This is a genomic window from Cupriavidus pampae, assembly GCF_914271485.1.
GTDB classification, from domain to species: domain Bacteria; phylum Pseudomonadota; class Gammaproteobacteria; order Burkholderiales; family Burkholderiaceae; genus Cupriavidus; species Cupriavidus pampae.
Genome location: NZ_CAJZAG010000001.1, coordinates 188,475 through 204,881 on the forward strand (window position 1 = coordinate 188,475; position 16,407 = coordinate 204,881).

Sequence of the window (16,407 nt, forward strand, 5' to 3'; positions counted from 1 at the left end):
CCGAAGTGTAAAATGCGGAATGTCGCAAAGTCACACTGGCTTTTGCGTTGCTGGCGTCTCGCCGGCAACAGCGGGGAAATTATATTGAAAATGAATGAGTTACGCCATCAAATTGAAAAGGAACCGCGTTCTACGTCGAACGCGCTCCAGGTGGCGTATGTAACGATCGACGAAAGTGGCGAAGGCCAGCGTATCGACAACTTCCTGCTGAAGGTGTCACGCGGGGTGCCGAAGAGCCATATCTATCGCATCCTGCGTTCGGGCGAGGTGCGTGTGAACAAGGGGCGTATAGACGCTACCTATCGATTGAAGATTGGCGATATCATTCGGATCCCGCCAATGCGGGTGGCGGAACGTGCCACCACGACCGAAGCGCCGCCGAGCGAATTCCCGATTTTGTTCGAGGATACGCACCTGCTGGTGCTCGACAAGCCGGCTGGCGTCGCCGTTCACGGTGGTTCGGGCGTCGCTTTCGGCGTGATCGAGCAGTTGCGACGCGCGCGGCCCGAGGCCAAATTCCTCGAGCTCGTACACCGGCTCGACCGCGAAACCTCCGGTGTGCTGGTGCTGGCCAAGAAGCGTTCGGCGCTGGTTCATCTGCACGAGCAGATGCGCGGGGAAGGCATGGATAAGCGTTATTTCACGTGCGTAGCCGGCGAGTTCAATAATCAGCGCCAGCACGTCAAGCTGCCCCTGTTCAAATACAGCACCGCGGAGGGTGAGCGGCGCGTGCGGGTGCAGGACGACGGTCTGTCGTCGCATACGATCTTCAACCGGCTGGAGGTGCTGCCCGGTTTTACGCTTCTCGAAGCCGAACTGAAGACCGGGCGCACGCACCAGATTCGCGTGCATCTGTCTCACTCCGGTTTCCCGATCGTCGGCGACGACAAGTACGGCGACTTCGCGCTGAACAAGGCGCTGGCCCGCAGCGGGGCGCGGCCGGGTATCAAGCGCATGTTCCTGCATGCGCACCGGCTGACGCTCACGCATCCGGTCACGGGCGAACCGCTGACGGTTTCCGCGCCACTGCCGCGGGAGTGTGGCGATTTTCTGCAACAATTGCGAGAGCCCGGCGCGGCGGCCTGACGCCCGCGACGCGGGCAGCCTCTTCCAGAACAAGGACCCCAATGGCCAGGCAGCGCTTCGACCTGATCGTGTTCGACTGGGATGGAACCCTCATGGATTCCACGCCCACCATTGCCAAGTGCATTCAACTGGCCAGCCGCGATCTGGGCCTGCCGGTGCCTGACGACAGCGCCGCCAGCCACGTGATCGGCCTGGGCCTGAAGGACGCGCTGTCCTACGCCGTGCCGTCGCTCGACCCGGCCGACTACCCGAAGCTCGCCGACCGCTATCGCTATCACTTTCTGACGCGCGACGCGGACCTGGTGCTGTTCGAGGGTGTGCGCGAGATGCTGGAAGCATTGCGTGCCGAGCACTACTTTCTGGGCGTGGCCACCGGCAAGACACGGGTCGGGCTCGAGCGCGCGCTTGCGGCCACCGGGCTCGGCAAGCTGTTCGACGCCACGCGCTGTGCCGACGAGACGTTCTCCAAGCCGCACCCGGCCATGCTGCACGAACTGACGCGCGAACTCGGTCAGGACGTCGAGCGGACGGTCATGATCGGCGATACCACGCACGACCTCCAGATGGCCGCCAACGCGGGCGCCCATGGCCTTGGCGTGTGCTACGGCGCGCACCCGGAGGATTCGCTGCGCGCGATGACGCCGGTGCACTGCGCGACCTCGATCGCGGACCTGCACGACTGGCTGCTGGCCCATGCCTGATCCAAGCAGCGCGCGGCAGGTCTGCGCGTCAGGCGACCTCGTGGATGGCGGCACCGGTGTGCGCTTCACGGTAGCCATGGCGGCACGCGAGATCGGCGCCTTTGTCGTGCGCTACGACGGCGTGGCGCACGGCTATCTGAATCAATGCGCGCACGTCCCGATGGAGATGGACTGGCAGGAAGGCCAGTTTTTCGATAGTGCGGGCCTATACTTGATGTGCGCGACACATGGCGCGGTTTATGCGCCAGACACCGGTCAATGCGTGGGCGGCCCTTGCCGGGGCGCCGCGCTGGCCAAACTCCGGATCGAGGAACGTGACGGCGCTGTCTACTGGCTGCCGGAGCCGCCTTTTTTCCCGCCCGAAGGTCAATGAAAGACGGGCGACCCAGATTGAACTCAACGAGTCCACTGCATGACAGAACAGCAAAAACCGCCGGTTGATCCGCTTTCGACGGGCTCGTCCTCGTCTACGTCCCCTTCTTCGTCTGAACGCGCGACGCCCGGCGACGCGGAGCGGCTGGACGTGGCGTCCGAGGCCGCGCATCCGCTTGATAACGATCTGCGCGCAGGCGACGAAGCCGCGCGCCGCGAGGCCGACGCCCGCCGCGCCCGTATGGCGGGCAAGGGCGGCACGGCGCCGGTCGGTGGCGACGGCACGCGCTGGGAACGCGACGTGCTGGAGCGCGTGCTGATGGCCACGCTGCGCGAGCAGCGCGCGGCCCGGCGCTGGCGCATCTTCTTCCGTTTTCTCGGGCTCGGCATCCTGGCCCTGATCCTGTTCGCGGTGTTCGACTTCAAGGGCGATGGCGCGCTGAGCACATCGGGCCGCCACACCGCGATGGTCACGCTCGAGGGCGAGATCGCGGCGGGTACGCCGGCCAGTGCCGAGTCGATCAATGCCTCGCTGCAGGCCGCGTTCGCCGATTCCACGGCGGCGGGCGTGATCCTCAAGATCAACTCGCCGGGCGGATCGCCGGTGCAGGCCGGCATCATCAACGACGAGATCCATCGCCTGCGCACGCTCTATCCGAGCAAGCCGTTCTACGTCGTGGTGGAAGAGATCTGCGCTTCCGGTGGCTACTACGTGGCCGCCGCGGCTGACAAGATCTATGTGGACAAGGCCAGCATCGTCGGTTCGATCGGCGTGCTGATGGACGGATTCGGCTTCACGGGGCTGATGGAGAAGCTGGGCGTCGAGCGGCGTCTGTACACGGCCGGCTCCAACAAGGGCATGCTCGATCCGTTCTCGCCGCAGGTGCCGCGCCAGAAGGCGTACGCCGAGACCATGCTCAAGGAGATTCACCAGCAGTTCATCAACGTGGTGAAGGAAGGGCGTGGCGATCGCCTCAAGGACGACCCCGAGCTGTTCTCGGGGCTCTTCTGGTCGGGCGAGCGCGCGGTGGAACTGGGCCTGGCCGATGGCGTGGGTAGCGCCGACTATGTGGCGCGCGACCTGTTCAAGGCCGAGGACATCGTCGACTACACGGTCAAGGAGAACATCGCCGAGCGCGTGGCCAAGCGCTTTGGCGCCGCCATGGGCAGCGCGGCGATGAAAGCGATGATCTTTGGCGGCGCCCGCGTGGACGCGCTGCGCTAACGCCTCAAGCAGCCAGTAACGAGAAGATCGCCGGACGCTTATGCAGCGCCAGCCGCTCCGGCGTCCACGCCGAGAGCGGCAGCGTGACGATCGACTCGGTCGGCAGCGTCAGGTCCACCGCCACCGATAGCAGCGTGGTGCCGGCGCAATGCTGGCGCAGCGCCTCCAGCAGCGCCCCGTTGCGGTACGGGGTTTCGATCCACACCTGGGTTTGGCGGTCCTTGCGCGAGCGCGCTTCCAGCTCGCGCAGGCGGCGCGCGCGATCACTCGGATCCACAGGCAGGTAGCCATTGAACGCAAAGCTCTGGCCATTGAGGCCGGAGCCCATCACCGCGAGCAGGATCGAACTCGGCCCGACCAGCGGGCGTACCGTTACGCCGCGGCTGTGCGCCAGCCTCACCAGATCGGCGCCGGGGTCGGCCACGGCCGGCACGCCGGCCTCCGATAACAGGCCACCATCGCGACCGGCGGCAATCGGGTCGAGCAACGCACCGAGCGCTTTGGCAGGCGTATTGACGTTGAGCTCGCGAATCTCGATCTGCTGGATCGGCTGGGCCAGCGGCGACGTTTCGCCGAGCTTCTTCAGGAACGCGCGCGCGGTCTTGGCATTCTCGGCCACGAGGTAATCGAGGCGCGCGGCGATCTGCTGCACGCCAGCGGGCAGCACGGCCGTCAGCGGGTCGAATTCGTCGCGCTTGCCGAGCGTGTTCGGCACCAGAAATAACGTACCGCTCATGCGACGCTCCCGATCAGCGGAAAGCCCGCCTGGCGCAGCATATCGATCAGCGCGATCAGCGGCAGGCCAATCAGCGCGGTGGGATCGTCCGACTCGACGCGCGCCAGCAGGGCGATGCCCAGGCCCTCGACCTTGGCGCTGCCGGCCACGTCGTACGGCGTTTCCAGCCGCAGGTAGGCCTCGAGCTCGGCGTCGGGCAGATCGCGGAACGTGACCAGCGTCTGGACGTCGGCCAGTTGCGCCGCGCCGGTGCGGGCATCGAGCAGGCACAGTGCCGAATGGAACGTGACCGTGCGTCCGCGCATGTGCTGCAGCTGCGCAAGCGCGCGCTCATGGGTGCCGGGTTTGCCGAGTTGCGCGCCATCGAGCGTGCAGACCTGATCCGAACCAATGACGAGCGCATCGGGATGGCGGGCCGCGATCGCTTCGGCCTTGCGGCGCGACAGCCGCAGTGCGGTGGCTTCCGGCGACTCTCCGGCGAGCGGCGTTTCGTCGATATCCGGAACGGCCACGTCGAAGGGGATGCGCAGACGCGTCAGCAGTTCGCGCCGGTACGGCGAGCTCGAGCCAAGGATAAGTGGGGGCCGGGCGGGGTGTGACATATCAGTAACTATTTGAAGCAAAAGAAAAAGGCCGGTCGCATGCGGATGTGATTCGAGGTCCGCGTGTAGACGCGCCTGGTTGGTTAACTTTGCCGTGACGAAGAAAGCGTCGTATAATCGCGCGTTTAGCTGCTCGCGTAGACAGGGATTCAGCATCATGAGTCAGCCGACCCCGCCCACTAGTACTTCTGTTACTGCTGTGGCATTCGATCTGCGCGAGACCGACATCTTTGCGTTTTGCCGCAAAGGTGGCAGTGCCGAAGGCGACATCGCGGTGCGCGATTTGCCGCGCATCTTAGCCGAGACCGCGAAGGACGCGCCAGCGACCGCAGCCGACGAGATCTTCCACTATACGGTCGACGGTTTCGTCAGCGAGGAAGCAGGGGAGCCCGGTGCGCCGGCAGTCCAGCGTCTGTATCTCGACGTGACGACGACGGGCCGCGTGTGGCAGGACTGCCAGCGTTGCCTGGCGGCGTTTCCCGAGCCCATCGACACCGATATGCGTTTTGAGGTCATGGCCAGCGAGGAAGAGGCGGACGCCGTGCCCGACGAAGATGAAGAGGTGGATGTCATCGTCGGTTCGCGCCGGTTCTCGGTGCTGGCACTGATCGAGGACGAGGTGTTGCTGGCGTTGCCGGTAGCGCCGAAGCATGACGTTTGTCCGGCTGTGCACGAGGCGCTCGTGACCGGTGCGGACGGCGAGGTGGAGCCTGAGGCGCCACCGGAAGAGGAAAAGCGGCCATCGCCCTTCGCGGCGCTGGCTGGCCTGAAGACGACGAAGCACTGATCGAGGGATCTTGCAGTCAGTCAACGGGTAGTAAGTTGCAGCACCCGGCCGGGCCCCGGCTACGCCTTGTGCAGGGTGCGTGTGTTAATATCGCAAAATTCTCGAAGGAGTCATCATGGCTGTTCAACAGAACAAGAAGTCGCCGTCCAAGCGCGGCATGCATCGTTCGCACGACCATCTGTCGGCTGCGCCCCTGGCTGTCGAGCCGACCACCGGCGAAGCGCATCTGCGTCACCACGTGAGCCCGAACGGCTACTACCGTGGTCGCAAGGTCATCAAGACCAAGAACGACTGACCAAGTCGTCTGGCGTGACCCTGAGTCTCGCTTGCGCACGTTGTCAGGTATGAAACAGGAAAGCGGCAAGCTCGTTGCCGCTTTTTTGTTGGGCGCTCGGGCTTCACGCCGCGCGCGCCCCTGCCGCAACGTATCCGCGCGTCCGGCTGGTTGCGTCCCCGCAAATCGCCAGGCTGCACAACGGCCGCTGGTGGTACAGTGCGGCGGATGCCGGCGCGTTTTCCTTATCAGGAAACAATGACGATCAAGCTCGCCATCGACTGCATGGGCGGCGACCACGGCGTGTCCGTGACCGTACCCGCAGCGATCAGTTTTCTATCGCGTCACGACGATGCCGAGATGGTACTGGTCGGCTTGCCCGACGCCATCGAAGCGCAGCTCAGGAAGCTGCATGCGCTCGATCACCCGCGCGTGACTGTCGTGGGCGCGACCGAGGTCATCACCATGGATGATCCCGTGGAAGTGGCGTTGCGCAAAAAGAAGGATTCCTCGATGCGCGTCGCCGTGACGCAGGTCAAGGAAGGCCGTGCGGGCGCATGCATTTCCGCGGGGAATACCGGCGCGCTGATGGCCGTCTCGCGTTACGTGCTGAAGACGCTCGAAGGCATCGAGCGTCCCGCCATCGCCACCACTATTCCGAACGAGCAGGGTTGGGGTACTACCGTGCTCGATCTCGGCGCCAATGCCGATTGCGAACCGCAGCATCTGTTGCAGTTCGCGCGCATGGCCGAGGCGATGGTCGCGGTGGTCGATCACAAGGCGCATCCCACGGTCGGCCTGCTCAATATCGGCGAGGAAGTGATCAAGGGCAATGAAGTGGTCAAGGCCGCGGGCGAACTGCTGCGCGCGTCCGAGCTCAACTTCTACGGCAACGTCGAGGGCAACGACATCTTCAAGGGCACCACCGACATCGTCGTCTGCGACGGCTTTGTCGGCAACGTCGCGCTCAAGAGCAGCGAGGGCCTGGCAAAGATGATCGGCAGCATGATCAAGGAAGAGTTCACACGCTCCTGGTTCACCAAGCTGCTGGCCGCCATCGCGATGCCGGTGCTCAAGCGTCTGTCAAGCCGGCTCGACCCGGCGCGCCACAACGGTGCATCGCTGCTTGGCCTGCGTGGTCTTGTGATCAAGAGCCATGGCTCGGCCGATGCCCGGTCTTTTGAATGGGCGATAAAACGCGGGTATGATGCCGCCAGTAATGGCGTCATCGACCGTATTGCCAAGGCTTTTGCCAATAAGGCCGGGGCCACGAGTACCACTGCTGGCAACCCTGCCGGCGGCCCGGAGACAGACTCGCCCGATCCTCATTCCAGCAAGCATGCCGCCTGACGTGCCCTCCGACATGGCGCCGGCACGCCCGGCCAGGGAATACGTTCGCGGACGCCGGCCAGGCACGCGGCCGTCCCGACATTAGGCGGCGGCCCGGACCTCACGATCCGACACTACATGACCAAGTACGCAAAAATCATCGGTACGGGGAGCTATCTGCCTCCGCGGCGCGTCACCAATCAGGAACTGGCTGCCCAGCTCGCGGAAAAAGGTGTGGAGACCAGCGACGAGTGGATCGTCACGCGTAGCGGCATCTCCGCGCGCCACTGGGCCGAACCCGACGTCACGAGCAGCGACCTCGCCGTCAAGGCCGCCGAGCGCGCGATCGAAGCCGCCGGCATCGACCGTCAGGACATCGACCTGATCGTGGTGGCGACGTCCACGCCCGACTTCGTGTTCCCGAGCACGGCCTGCCTCGTGCAGAAGAAGCTCGGCATCACCAACAACTGCGCGGCCTTCGACATGCAGGCCGTGTGCTCGGGCTTCGTGTATGCGCTGGCCACGGCGGACAAATTCATCCGCAGCGGCTCGCACCGCAACGTGCTGGTGATCGGTACCGAAGTGTTCTCGCGCCTGCTCGACTTCAATGACCGCACGACGTGCGTGTTGTTCGGCGATGGCGCCGGCGCCGTGGTGCTGACGGCCTCCGACGAGCCGGGCATCCTGTCCTCGGCGATGCATTCGGATGGCAGCCACGTCGATATCCTCTGCGTGCCGGGCAATGTCTCCGGTGGCAACATCACGGGCAACGCGTTCCTGCATATGGATGGCCAGGCCGTGTTCAAGCTCGCGGTGACGGTGCTCGACAAGGTGGCGCGCGAAGCGATCACCGCAGCCGAGATGCAGGCGGATCAGATCGACTGGGTGGTGCCGCATCAGGCCAACATCCGCATCATGCAGAGCACGACGAAAAAGCTGGGTCTCTCGAACGAGCGCATGGTTGCCACGGTGCACGAGCACGGCAATACTTCGGCCGCGTCGATCCCGCTGGCATTCGACGTCGCGGTGCGCGATGGCCGCATTCGCCCGGGTCAGACCGTGCTGATGGAAGGCGTGGGTGGTGGCTTCACGTGGGGTGCGGTCTTGCTGCGCATGTAAGATGCGGGCCGCGCGCTGGTTTGTGCGCCCTCGATGGGCGGGCACCAGCGCGCCAGCCAACGGATCCCGATCACTGAGATCACAAGGAAAGAATCACCGATGACATTCGCATTCGTATTTCCCGGCCAGGGCTCGCAGGCGGTCGGCATGCTCAATGCCTTTGCCGACAATGCGGTCGTGCGCGCGACGCTGGAAGAAGCTTCCACCGCGCTCGGGCAGGACATCGGCCGCCTGATCGCGGAAGGTCCCGCCGAAGAACTGAACCTGACCACCAACACGCAGCCGGTCATGCTGACCGCCGCGGTGGCGGTGTACCGCGCGTGGCTCGATGCGGGCGGCGCCCGTCCGGCGCTGGTCGCCGGCCACAGCCTGGGCGAGTACTCGGCGCTGGTGGCCGCGGGCGTGATCCCGTTCGCCGATGCCGTGCCGCTGGTGCGCTTTCGCGCGCAGGCGATGCAGGAAGCCGTGCCGGTGGGCGAGGGCGGCATGGCCGCGATTCTCGGCCTGTCCGACGACGATGTGCGCGCGGCCTGTGCCGAAGCCGCGGCAGTCGGCGTGGTCGAAGCCGTCAACTTCAATGCGCCGTTGCAGGTCGTGATCGCGGGCCACAAAGGTGCCGTGGAGCGTGCCTGCGAGATCGCCAAGGCCAAGGGCGCCAAGCGCGCGCTGTCGCTGCCGGTGTCCGCGCCGTTCCATTCGTCGCTGCTGAAGCCGGCGTCCGATCGTCTCAAGGAGCGCATGGCGAGCCTGACGTTCGCGGCGCCGCAGATCCCGCTGGTGAACAATGTCGATGTGGCCATCGTCAATGATCCCGAGCAGATCAAGGATGCGCTGGTACGCCAGGCCGCGGCGCCTGTGCGCTGGGTCGAGTGCGTGCAGAAGATCGCCGCCGAAGGCGTGACGCACGTGATCGAATGCGGCCCCGGCAAGGTGCTGGCCGGCATGACCAAACGTATCGACGGTAACCTCGTCGGCGGCGCGATCTTTGATCCGGCGTCGCTGCAGGACACGCTGGCCCTGCTGAAATAAGCCAAATAACAAACGAGCAACGCAAGATGAGCAAGCTTCTCGACAATCAGGTTGCGCTGGTCACCGGCGCCTCGCGGGGCATCGGCCGCGCCATCGCGGTGGAACTGGCGCGTCAGGGCGCGTACGTGATCGGTACCGCCACCAGCGAAGCGGGTGCGGCCGCGATCGGCACGTACCTGGCCGCCGATGGCCTGAAGGGCACCGGCGCGGTGCTCAACGTCAACGACGCCGTGCGCTGCGAGTCGCTGATCGAAGAGGTCGTGAAGACCCATGGTGGCCTGAACGTGCTGGTCAACAACGCCGGCATTACGCAGGACCAGCTGGCCATGCGCATGAAGGACGAGGACTGGATCAACGTCATCGACACCAATCTGACGGCCGTGTTCCGCCTGTCGCGCGCCGTGCTGCGCCCGATGATGAAGGCGCGTGGCGGTCGTATCATCAATATCACCTCGGTGGTCGGCTCGACCGGCAACCCTGGCCAGATGAACTACGCGGCGGCCAAGGCCGGCGTGGAGGGCATGACCCGCGCGCTCGCGCGCGAGATCGGCAGCCGCAATGTCACGGTCAACAGCGTGGCACCGGGCTTCATCGATACCGACATGACCAAGGTCCTGTCGGAAGAGCAACACGCCGCGCTGAAGGCGCAGATTCCGCTTGGCCGTCTGGGACAGCCGGAGGATATCGCGCAGGCGGTGGCGTTTCTCGCAGGTCCGCAGGCCGCGTACATCACGGGCACCACGCTGCACGTGAACGGCGGCATGTACATGAATTGATTGAATTACCCGGTTTCTGCGGCTTCGAGGGAGAAGCCGAACGAAGCCGGGCGTAGCAGTCGTTTTTTAAACCAAACGGGCGCGATTCTTGCAAAGGACTTGCGAAGAGCAGCAAGCGAATTTTTTGCGGTCCAAACCTGCTAAAATGCGCCCACTTTTTGTCGAACTTCCCTGGAGGGTTACATGGACAATATCGAACAACGCGTCAAGAAAATCGTGGCTGAACAGCTTGGCGTGGCCGAGGCAGACATCAAGAACGAATCGTCGTTCGTGAACGATCTCGGCGCCGACTCGCTGGACACGGTTGAACTCGTGATGGCGTTGGAAGATGAATTCGGCATGGAAATTCCCGATGAGGAAGCCGAGAAGATCACGACTGTGCAGCAAGCGATCGATTACGCTACCGCACACGTCAAGGCCTGAGCCTGTCGTCTCTGCTACCGTCTCGGTATTCATTCGAGCCACAGAAGGCACGGCGGCCGGCCAGTCCGGTCCGTCAAGCTGCTTTCTGTGGCTTTCGTCTGTTCGACGAAGCAGAAACGGAAAGATCTCCGCAGGGGATCGCGCAGTATTTCCGTTCCGCTTCACGTACTCGTAGGAAAAGATAGTGAGCCGTCGTCGCGTCGTCGTCACTGGGCTTGGCCTTGTGTCTCCGGTTGGAAACACGGTCGCCGAAGGCTGGGCCAATGTGGTTGCTGGCAAGTCCGGCATCGCCACCATTACCAAATTCGATCCGTCCCCGTTCGCCTGTCAGTTTGCCGGTGAAGTGAAGGGCTTCAATGCGGAGGATTACATCCCCGCGAAGGAAGCCCGGAACATGGATACCTTCATCCATTTCGGCATCGCCGCGGGAACCCAGGCGCTGCGCGACAGTGGCCTGGAGGTGACGGAAGCCAACGCCGAGCGTATCGGTGTACTGGTTGGGTCCGGCATCGGCGGTCTGCCGATGATCGAGGATACGCAGATGGTGCTGGCCAATCGTGGCCCGCGTCGCATCTCGCCGTTCTTCGTGCCGGGTTCGATCATCAACATGATCTCGGGCCACCTGTCGATCATTCATGGCGTCAAGGGCCCGAACATCGCGGCCGTTACCGCCTGCACGACCGGCCTGCACAGCATTGGACTGGCCGCGCGCCTGATCCAGTACGGCGATGCGGACGCGATGCTCGCGGGTGGCGCCGAGTCGACCGTATCGCCGCTGGGCATTGGCGGCTTTGCCGCGGCCCGCGCGCTGTCAACGCGTAACGACGATCCGGCGAGCGCTTCGCGTCCGTGGGACAAGGACCGCGACGGCTTCGTGCTGGGTGAGGGCGCAGGCGTGCTGATGCTCGAGGAGTACGAGCATGCCAAGGCGCGTGGCGCGCGTATCTATGCGGAGCTGACCGGCTTTGGCATGAGCGGTGACGCGTTCCACATGACTGCCCCGAGCACGGACGGTCCGCGCCGCTGCATGGTCAATGCGCTCAAGGATGCCGGCGTCAATCCGGACGAGGTGCATTACCTGAACGCGCACGGCACGTCCACGCCGCTTGGCGACAAGAACGAGTCCGAAGCTGTGAAGCTCGCGTTCGGCGACGCTGCCTACAAGCTGGCTGTCAATTCGACCAAGTCGATGACGGGCCATCTGCTGGGCGGTGCCGGCGGGCTGGAGTCCGTGTTCACGGTGCTGGCGATCCACAACCAGATCTCGCCGCCGACGATCAACCTCGTCAATCAGGATCCGGAGTGCGATCTCGACTACGTGGCCAACACGGCACGCGAGATGAAGATCGATGTTGCCGTAAAGAACAACTTCGGTTTTGGCGGCACCAACGGCACGCTTGTCTTCAAGCGCGTCTGACACCGCTCCCGCGTGCACGTCGGCGCCCTCCGTCTTCGTATGGGGGCGCGCCGCGTGCTCCGGCATGCACCATTCATTTCCCCCGCGCGACGCGCGCGTCACGTGCAAGGAACGTTTCTTGCGCAGTGATGGTCACATGATGCACTGCGCAATACACGGCAGTTTCGCGAACGTAGGTAAAATACAACGCTTGTCGTGACGACGAAACCAAGAGATACACTGCAGGTGAACTATTCGTGAGCGAACGCGAAGCCGATCAGCTTCTTGTTGAACGCGTCCAGCAGGGCGACAAACGGGCATTTGAATTGCTGGTGACGAAATATCACCGCAAGATCATTCGCCTGATCTCGCGCCTCGTACGGGACCCCGCCGAAGTGGAGGATGTGGCGCAGGATGCCTTTATCAAGGCATATCGCGCCTTGCCCCAATTCCGGGGCGAATCCGCTTTCTACACGTGGCTGTACCGGATTGCGGTCAATACCGCCAAGAACTATCTGGCGACCCAGGGACGCCGCCCGGAGGCCTCCAGCGATATTGACGCCGAAGAGGCTGAAACTTTTGCGGACGGTGAACAACTAAGGGATATCAATACGCCGGAGTCGATGCTCCATACGCGGCAGGTGGCCGAGACGGTCAACCGCGCAATGGAGGCGTTGCCGGAGGAATTGCGTACCGCCATCACGCTGCGCGAGATCGAAGGTCTGAGTTACGAAGAGATCTCCGAAGCGATGGCGTGCCCGATCGGCACGGTGCGCTCGCGGATCTTTCGCGCGCGGGAAGCCATTGCCGAGAAATTGCGGCCGCTGCTGGGAACGGCAGAGGGCAAGCGGTGGTAGTGAAGAATGTCGTGCAGCCAGCGTTGCAGCCTATTCCTGCATCGATAAACGACAAGCAGCAGTACGGGATTTATCGGTGTTCAATGGAATTTCTTGGGGTTGGAAATGGGTCAGGCTCATAAGCAGTCGGTTCATGTAGTGGAAGCATCGGAGCAAATCTCCGTATTGATGGATGGCGAGCTGGCGCCGAATGAAGTCAACGCGGTGCTCGACCTCGCCAAGGGCGAGCGTGGCATGGCGGACTGGACCACCTATCAGCTCATCGGCGACGCGCTGCGCTCCGAAGAACTCACGCATGTCGGTTCCACCGATGCGTTTCTCGCGCGCTTTTCCGCGACGCTGGAAGCCGAGCCGCACGTGCTGGTCCCCGCGGTTGCCGCGGCCAGCCGTCAGCGTATGCTCGTGCGTCCGTCGTGGGTGCGCCGCGTGATGCCGGGAACGGCGATCGCGGCCGCAGTCGCGGCGGTCAGCTGGGTCGTGGTGCCGCAGATGCGTGGCCCCGCCGATATCGGTGCGCCGGATGCCGTGATTGCGCGTGCGGAGCAACCCGCCCCGGCGGCTGCGACGGTCGCATCGGTGGCTGCCAAGCCTGCCCCCGGTGGCGCGCTGGTGACGGTTGCGGCCGACAGCTCGCAGATGATCCGCGACCCGCGTCTCGATGAGTATCTGCGCGCGCACCGTACCTCGGTAGCGACCGATGCCTTCGTGCCCACCATGCGCACGGTGGCGAACGGCGCCAATTTCACCCAGGACAACTCGCAGGAATAATGCCGGACATGCTTAAAGGACACACGCCTGCCAACGTAGCAGGCGGTTACGGAATGAAGGGCCTGCGCAGGTCCTTTTTTCTGGCCTTGTGTCTGACTGCTGCCGCAGCGACTGCGCAGCCGTCCGACAGTACGCTGAACCGCCGTGAGGCCACCGCGTGGCTCAACAAGATTCACCGTGCGGCGCAGCGCGAAAACTACGTTGGCACGCTGATTTATCAGCGTGGCAGCGTCATGCATGCCTCGCGCATCCAGCACTACAGCGACCTCGTGCACAACGAGTACGAGCGCCTGGAAACGCTCGACGGCAAGCCGCGTGAAGTGCTGCGTCAGAACGACGTGGTGCACAGTCTGATTCCCGAAGCCAAGCTCGTGGTCGTGGAGAAGCAGGAAGCGAAGGACCGCTTCCCGGCGCTGCTTGCGACGAACAAGACCGACGTGCTGGATCTGTACGACATGCGCAAGCTGCCGGCGGAGCGTGTGGCTGGGGTCGAGTGTGAGGTGTTTGCGCTTGAGCCTCATGACACCGCGCGTTATGCGGTGCGCTTATGGGCGGACAAGAATTCGGGGTTGCTGATGCGCGCACAGACGCTGGGCGAGAGCGGCAAGGTGCTCGAGCAGGTAGCGTTCTCGCAGGTCGATATCGGTGTGCCTTCCGAGAAGCAGCGTATCGTCACGGCGATCAAGAACTCCAGTTCCTGGAACCACTACGAGGTCAACTATCAGGCAGCCAATCTGGCTGACGAAGGTTGGACCATCCACCCGCCGCTCAAGGGTTTCCAGAAGATTCGCGAAGTGCGTCGCCCACTCGGCGAATTGCGCGCGCCGTCGCAGGACGGCAATCGCGGTCAGGTATTCGAGGTGCTCCAGGTCGTCTATAGCGATGGCCTTACCGGTTTGTCGATCTTTATCGAGCCGGTCTCGGAGCAGCGCGTGCGCCGCGAGGGCGTGGCGTCGCTTGGCGCGACCCAGGTGGTCGTGCGCCGCGTGAACGATTACTGGATCACCGTCGTCGGCGAGGTGCCCGCCGCCACCGTGAAGCAATTCGCGGCGGCCGTGGAATTCCGCCCGCCCAAGACGGTACACTGAGCCGGTTTTTGGGGCGTCCCAGCGACGCCCCTCGCGTTCTTCTCGCTGCGTTTTTCTCGTTGAGTCCCCGGGAGTTGTCGATGATGATGAAATCTCCATCCGTGGTGCGAACCATGGTCATGGTGGCCATGCTCGTGTTTGGCCCGGCTATTTCCATGTCCGGCCATGCACAGGCCGCGGCATCGAACTACAACCTGCCGGACTTTACCGACCTGGTGGAAAAGGCCAGCCCCGCCGTCGTGAATATCCGCACCACCGAGCGCGTGCGCGCGCGTGGCAACGGCGGTACGCCCGACGATGACGAGATGGCGGAGTTCTTCCGCCGGTTCTTCGGCGTGCCGATGCCTGGCGCGCCGACGCCGCCGGGCGGTGGCGGCAACACGCCGCGCCGCGGGCAGCCGCCGCAGGGCGAAGAGCAGAGCCGAGGTGTTGGCTCGGGCTTTATCATCAGCCAGGATGGCTACATGATGACGAATGCCCACGTGGTGGCCGATGCGGAAACCATCTACGTGACGCTGCCGGACAAGCGCGAGTTCAAGGCCAAGCTGATCGGCTCCGACAAGCGCACCGACGTGGCGTTGATCAAGGTGGAGGCCACTGGCCTGCCGCGCCTGAATCTTGGCGATTCCGACAAGATTCGTCCGGGCGAGTGGGTACTGGCCATTGGCTCGCCGTTCGGGCTCGACAACAGCGTGACCGCGGGCATCGTGTCGGCCAAGGGCCGGGACACCGGCGACTATCTGCCGTTCATCCAGACTGACGTGGCAGTGAATCCGGGTAATTCGGGTGGTCCGCTGATCAACCTGCGTGGCGAAGTCATTGGCATCAACTCGCAGATCTACAGCCGCAGTGGTGGCTACATGGGTATCTCGTTCGCGATTCCGATCGACGAAGCGATGCGCGTGGTCGAGCAACTCAAGACCTCGGGCAAGGTGACGCGTGGCCGCATCGCGGTGGCGATTGGCGACGTGACCAAGGAAGTGGCCGACTCGCTGGGGCTGGGCCGTGCGCGTGGCGCGCTGGTCGGCAGCGTCGAGCCGGGCGGTCCTGCGGAGAAGGCCGGTATCGAGGCCGGCGACATCATCCTGAAGTTCAACGGCCGCGATATCGAGAAGGCGTCGGATCTGCCGCGCATGGTGGGCGATATCAAGCCCGGCACGCGTGTGCCGCTGCAGTTCTGGCGCAAGGGCCAGACGCGCGACGTCTCGATCACGGTGGCCGAGCTCGAGCCCGACAACGCCAAGGTGGCGCGCTCGCGCGGCGGCGACAAGAAGGGCGGCGAGGACGGCGCGGGTCAGGCAGCCAAGCCCAACGCGCTTGGCCTGGTCGTCAACGACATCCCCGAGGCACGCCTCAAGGAAATGAAGATCAAGTCGGGTGTGGAGGTGGAAACCGCGGATGGTCCGGCATTGCGTGCCGGGATTCGTCCGGGCGACGTGATCCTGCGCCTGGGCGATTCCGATGTGACCGGCGCACGCCAGTTCAACGATCTGGTCAAGTCACTCGACAAGAATCGAATCGCGGCGGTATTCGTGCGGCGCGGCGACGCGACGCAGGTGCTGACGTTGCGCCCGAACGGTCAGGCCCGTTAAATCGGGTACGGGCGGGTGCGGGCGCACCCGTGGGCGCCATGGCTGGCGATGGCCGGCGATGGCGCGCAATGCGGGTGAATGACCGCACATCGATTGGAGCCCCGTTCAGAACGTCGCGCCGACTGGTGCGACGTTTTTTATTTCAGTGGCCAGGTGCGGTGTGCGTCGCCCGCCGTGGCGGGCCAGAACCCATTTGATGTCACGGAACCCTTTGAAAGTACGGTAAAATCGCGTTTTGGCGCGATGG

18 protein-coding genes are annotated in these 16,407 nt (G+C 64.0%); 16 read left to right on the forward strand and 2 right to left on the reverse strand.

The window, feature by feature from the left end:
• Positions 1–90: 90 nt before the first annotated feature.
• Genes LDO41_RS00915 through LDO41_RS00930 form a run of 4 tightly spaced genes read left to right on the forward strand, consistent with a single transcriptional unit; the run spans position 91 to position 3,384 of the window.
• Positions 91–1,086, forward strand: a complete 996-nt coding sequence (locus tag LDO41_RS00915; RefSeq protein WP_223980708.1) for an RluA family pseudouridine synthase — start codon at positions 91–93, stop codon at positions 1,084–1,086.
• A gap of 41 nt (positions 1,087–1,127) precedes the next feature.
• Positions 1,128–1,787, forward strand: a complete 660-nt coding sequence (locus tag LDO41_RS00920) for an HAD-IA family hydrolase (RefSeq protein ID WP_223980710.1) — start codon at positions 1,128–1,130, stop codon at positions 1,785–1,787.
• Positions 1,780–2,160 (forward strand): Rieske (2Fe-2S) protein, encoded by a 381-nt coding sequence (locus tag LDO41_RS00925; protein ID WP_223980712.1) that lies wholly within the window; start codon positions 1,780–1,782, stop codon positions 2,158–2,160. Before LDO41_RS00920 ends, LDO41_RS00925 begins: the two co-directional genes overlap by 8 nt.
• Positions 2,161–2,199: 39 nt before the next feature.
• Positions 2,200–3,384, forward strand: a complete 1,185-nt coding sequence (locus LDO41_RS00930; protein ID WP_223980714.1) for a S49 family peptidase — start codon at positions 2,200–2,202, stop codon at positions 3,382–3,384.
• A gap of 4 nt (positions 3,385–3,388) precedes the next feature.
• Here LDO41_RS00930 and LDO41_RS00935 read toward each other — a convergent pair whose 3' ends face one another.
• Both LDO41_RS00935 and LDO41_RS00940 read right to left on the reverse strand, forming a co-directional pair.
• On the reverse strand, positions 3,389–4,120 hold the full coding sequence (locus tag LDO41_RS00935) for an SAM-dependent methyltransferase (RefSeq protein ID WP_223980716.1): 732 nt from the start codon (positions 4,118–4,120) through the stop codon (positions 3,389–3,391).
• Entirely contained in the window at positions 4,117–4,722 is a 606-nt protein-coding gene (locus LDO41_RS00940) for a Maf-like protein (RefSeq protein WP_223980718.1), read from the reverse strand. The genes LDO41_RS00935 and LDO41_RS00940 overlap by 4 nt, the downstream gene beginning before the upstream one ends.
• 157 nt (positions 4,723–4,879) lie before the next feature.
• Between LDO41_RS00940 and LDO41_RS00945 the strand changes: the two genes are divergently transcribed.
• The 12 genes from LDO41_RS00945 to LDO41_RS01000 all read left to right on the forward strand — a co-directional run bounded on the left by LDO41_RS00945 (position 4,880) and on the right by LDO41_RS01000 (position 16,160).
• Entirely contained in the window at positions 4,880–5,509 is a 630-nt protein-coding gene (locus tag LDO41_RS00945; protein ID WP_223980721.1) for a DUF177 domain-containing protein, read from the forward strand.
• Between the two features lie 115 nt (positions 5,510–5,624).
• Complete coding sequence (gene rpmF, locus LDO41_RS00950; protein ID WP_017229329.1) at positions 5,625–5,804, forward strand: 50S ribosomal protein L32; 180 nt, start codon at positions 5,625–5,627, stop codon at positions 5,802–5,804.
• A gap of 237 nt (positions 5,805–6,041) precedes the next feature.
• On the forward strand, positions 6,042–7,133 hold the full coding sequence (gene plsX / locus LDO41_RS00955) for a phosphate acyltransferase PlsX (protein ID WP_223980723.1): 1,092 nt from the start codon (positions 6,042–6,044) through the stop codon (positions 7,131–7,133).
• Positions 7,134–7,250: 117 nt separating this feature from the next.
• On the forward strand, positions 7,251–8,231 hold the full coding sequence (locus LDO41_RS00960) for a beta-ketoacyl-ACP synthase III (protein WP_223980725.1): 981 nt from the start codon (positions 7,251–7,253) through the stop codon (positions 8,229–8,231).
• Between the two features lie 99 nt (positions 8,232–8,330).
• A complete protein-coding gene (gene fabD, locus LDO41_RS00965) occupies positions 8,331–9,260 on the forward strand; it encodes an ACP S-malonyltransferase (RefSeq protein ID WP_223980727.1) in 930 nt (309 codons plus the stop codon).
• A gap of 26 nt (positions 9,261–9,286) precedes the next feature.
• A complete protein-coding gene (gene fabG / locus LDO41_RS00970; protein ID WP_223980729.1) occupies positions 9,287–10,036 on the forward strand; it encodes a 3-oxoacyl-ACP reductase FabG in 750 nt (249 codons plus the stop codon).
• Positions 10,037–10,219: 183 nt separating this feature from the next.
• The gene (gene acpP, locus LDO41_RS00975) at positions 10,220–10,459 is read left to right on the forward strand and encodes an acyl carrier protein (protein ID WP_008644813.1); all 240 of its coding nucleotides are present in this window, start codon (positions 10,220–10,222) and stop codon (positions 10,457–10,459) included.
• A 184-nt stretch (positions 10,460–10,643) separates the two neighbouring features.
• Positions 10,644–11,876 carry a beta-ketoacyl-ACP synthase II gene (gene fabF / locus LDO41_RS00980; protein ID WP_223980731.1) on the forward strand — a complete coding sequence of 411 codons (1,233 nt, stop codon included), beginning with the start codon at positions 10,644–10,646 and terminating at the stop codon, positions 11,874–11,876.
• A gap of 236 nt (positions 11,877–12,112) precedes the next feature.
• On the forward strand, positions 12,113–12,712 hold the full coding sequence (gene rpoE, locus LDO41_RS00985) for an RNA polymerase sigma factor RpoE (protein WP_223980733.1): 600 nt from the start codon (positions 12,113–12,115) through the stop codon (positions 12,710–12,712).
• 105 nt (positions 12,713–12,817) lie between these two features.
• The gene (locus tag LDO41_RS00990) at positions 12,818–13,480 is read left to right on the forward strand and encodes a sigma-E factor negative regulatory protein (protein WP_223980735.1); all 663 of its coding nucleotides are present in this window, start codon (positions 12,818–12,820) and stop codon (positions 13,478–13,480) included.
• 8 nt (positions 13,481–13,488) lie between these two features.
• On the forward strand, positions 13,489–14,568 hold the full coding sequence (locus LDO41_RS00995; protein WP_223980737.1) for a MucB/RseB C-terminal domain-containing protein: 1,080 nt from the start codon (positions 13,489–13,491) through the stop codon (positions 14,566–14,568).
• Positions 14,569–14,648: 80 nt separating this feature from the next.
• Positions 14,649–16,160 (forward strand): DegQ family serine endoprotease, encoded by a 1,512-nt coding sequence (locus tag LDO41_RS01000; RefSeq protein ID WP_223980739.1) that lies wholly within the window; start codon positions 14,649–14,651, stop codon positions 16,158–16,160.
• Positions 16,161–16,407 lie beyond the last annotated feature (247 nt).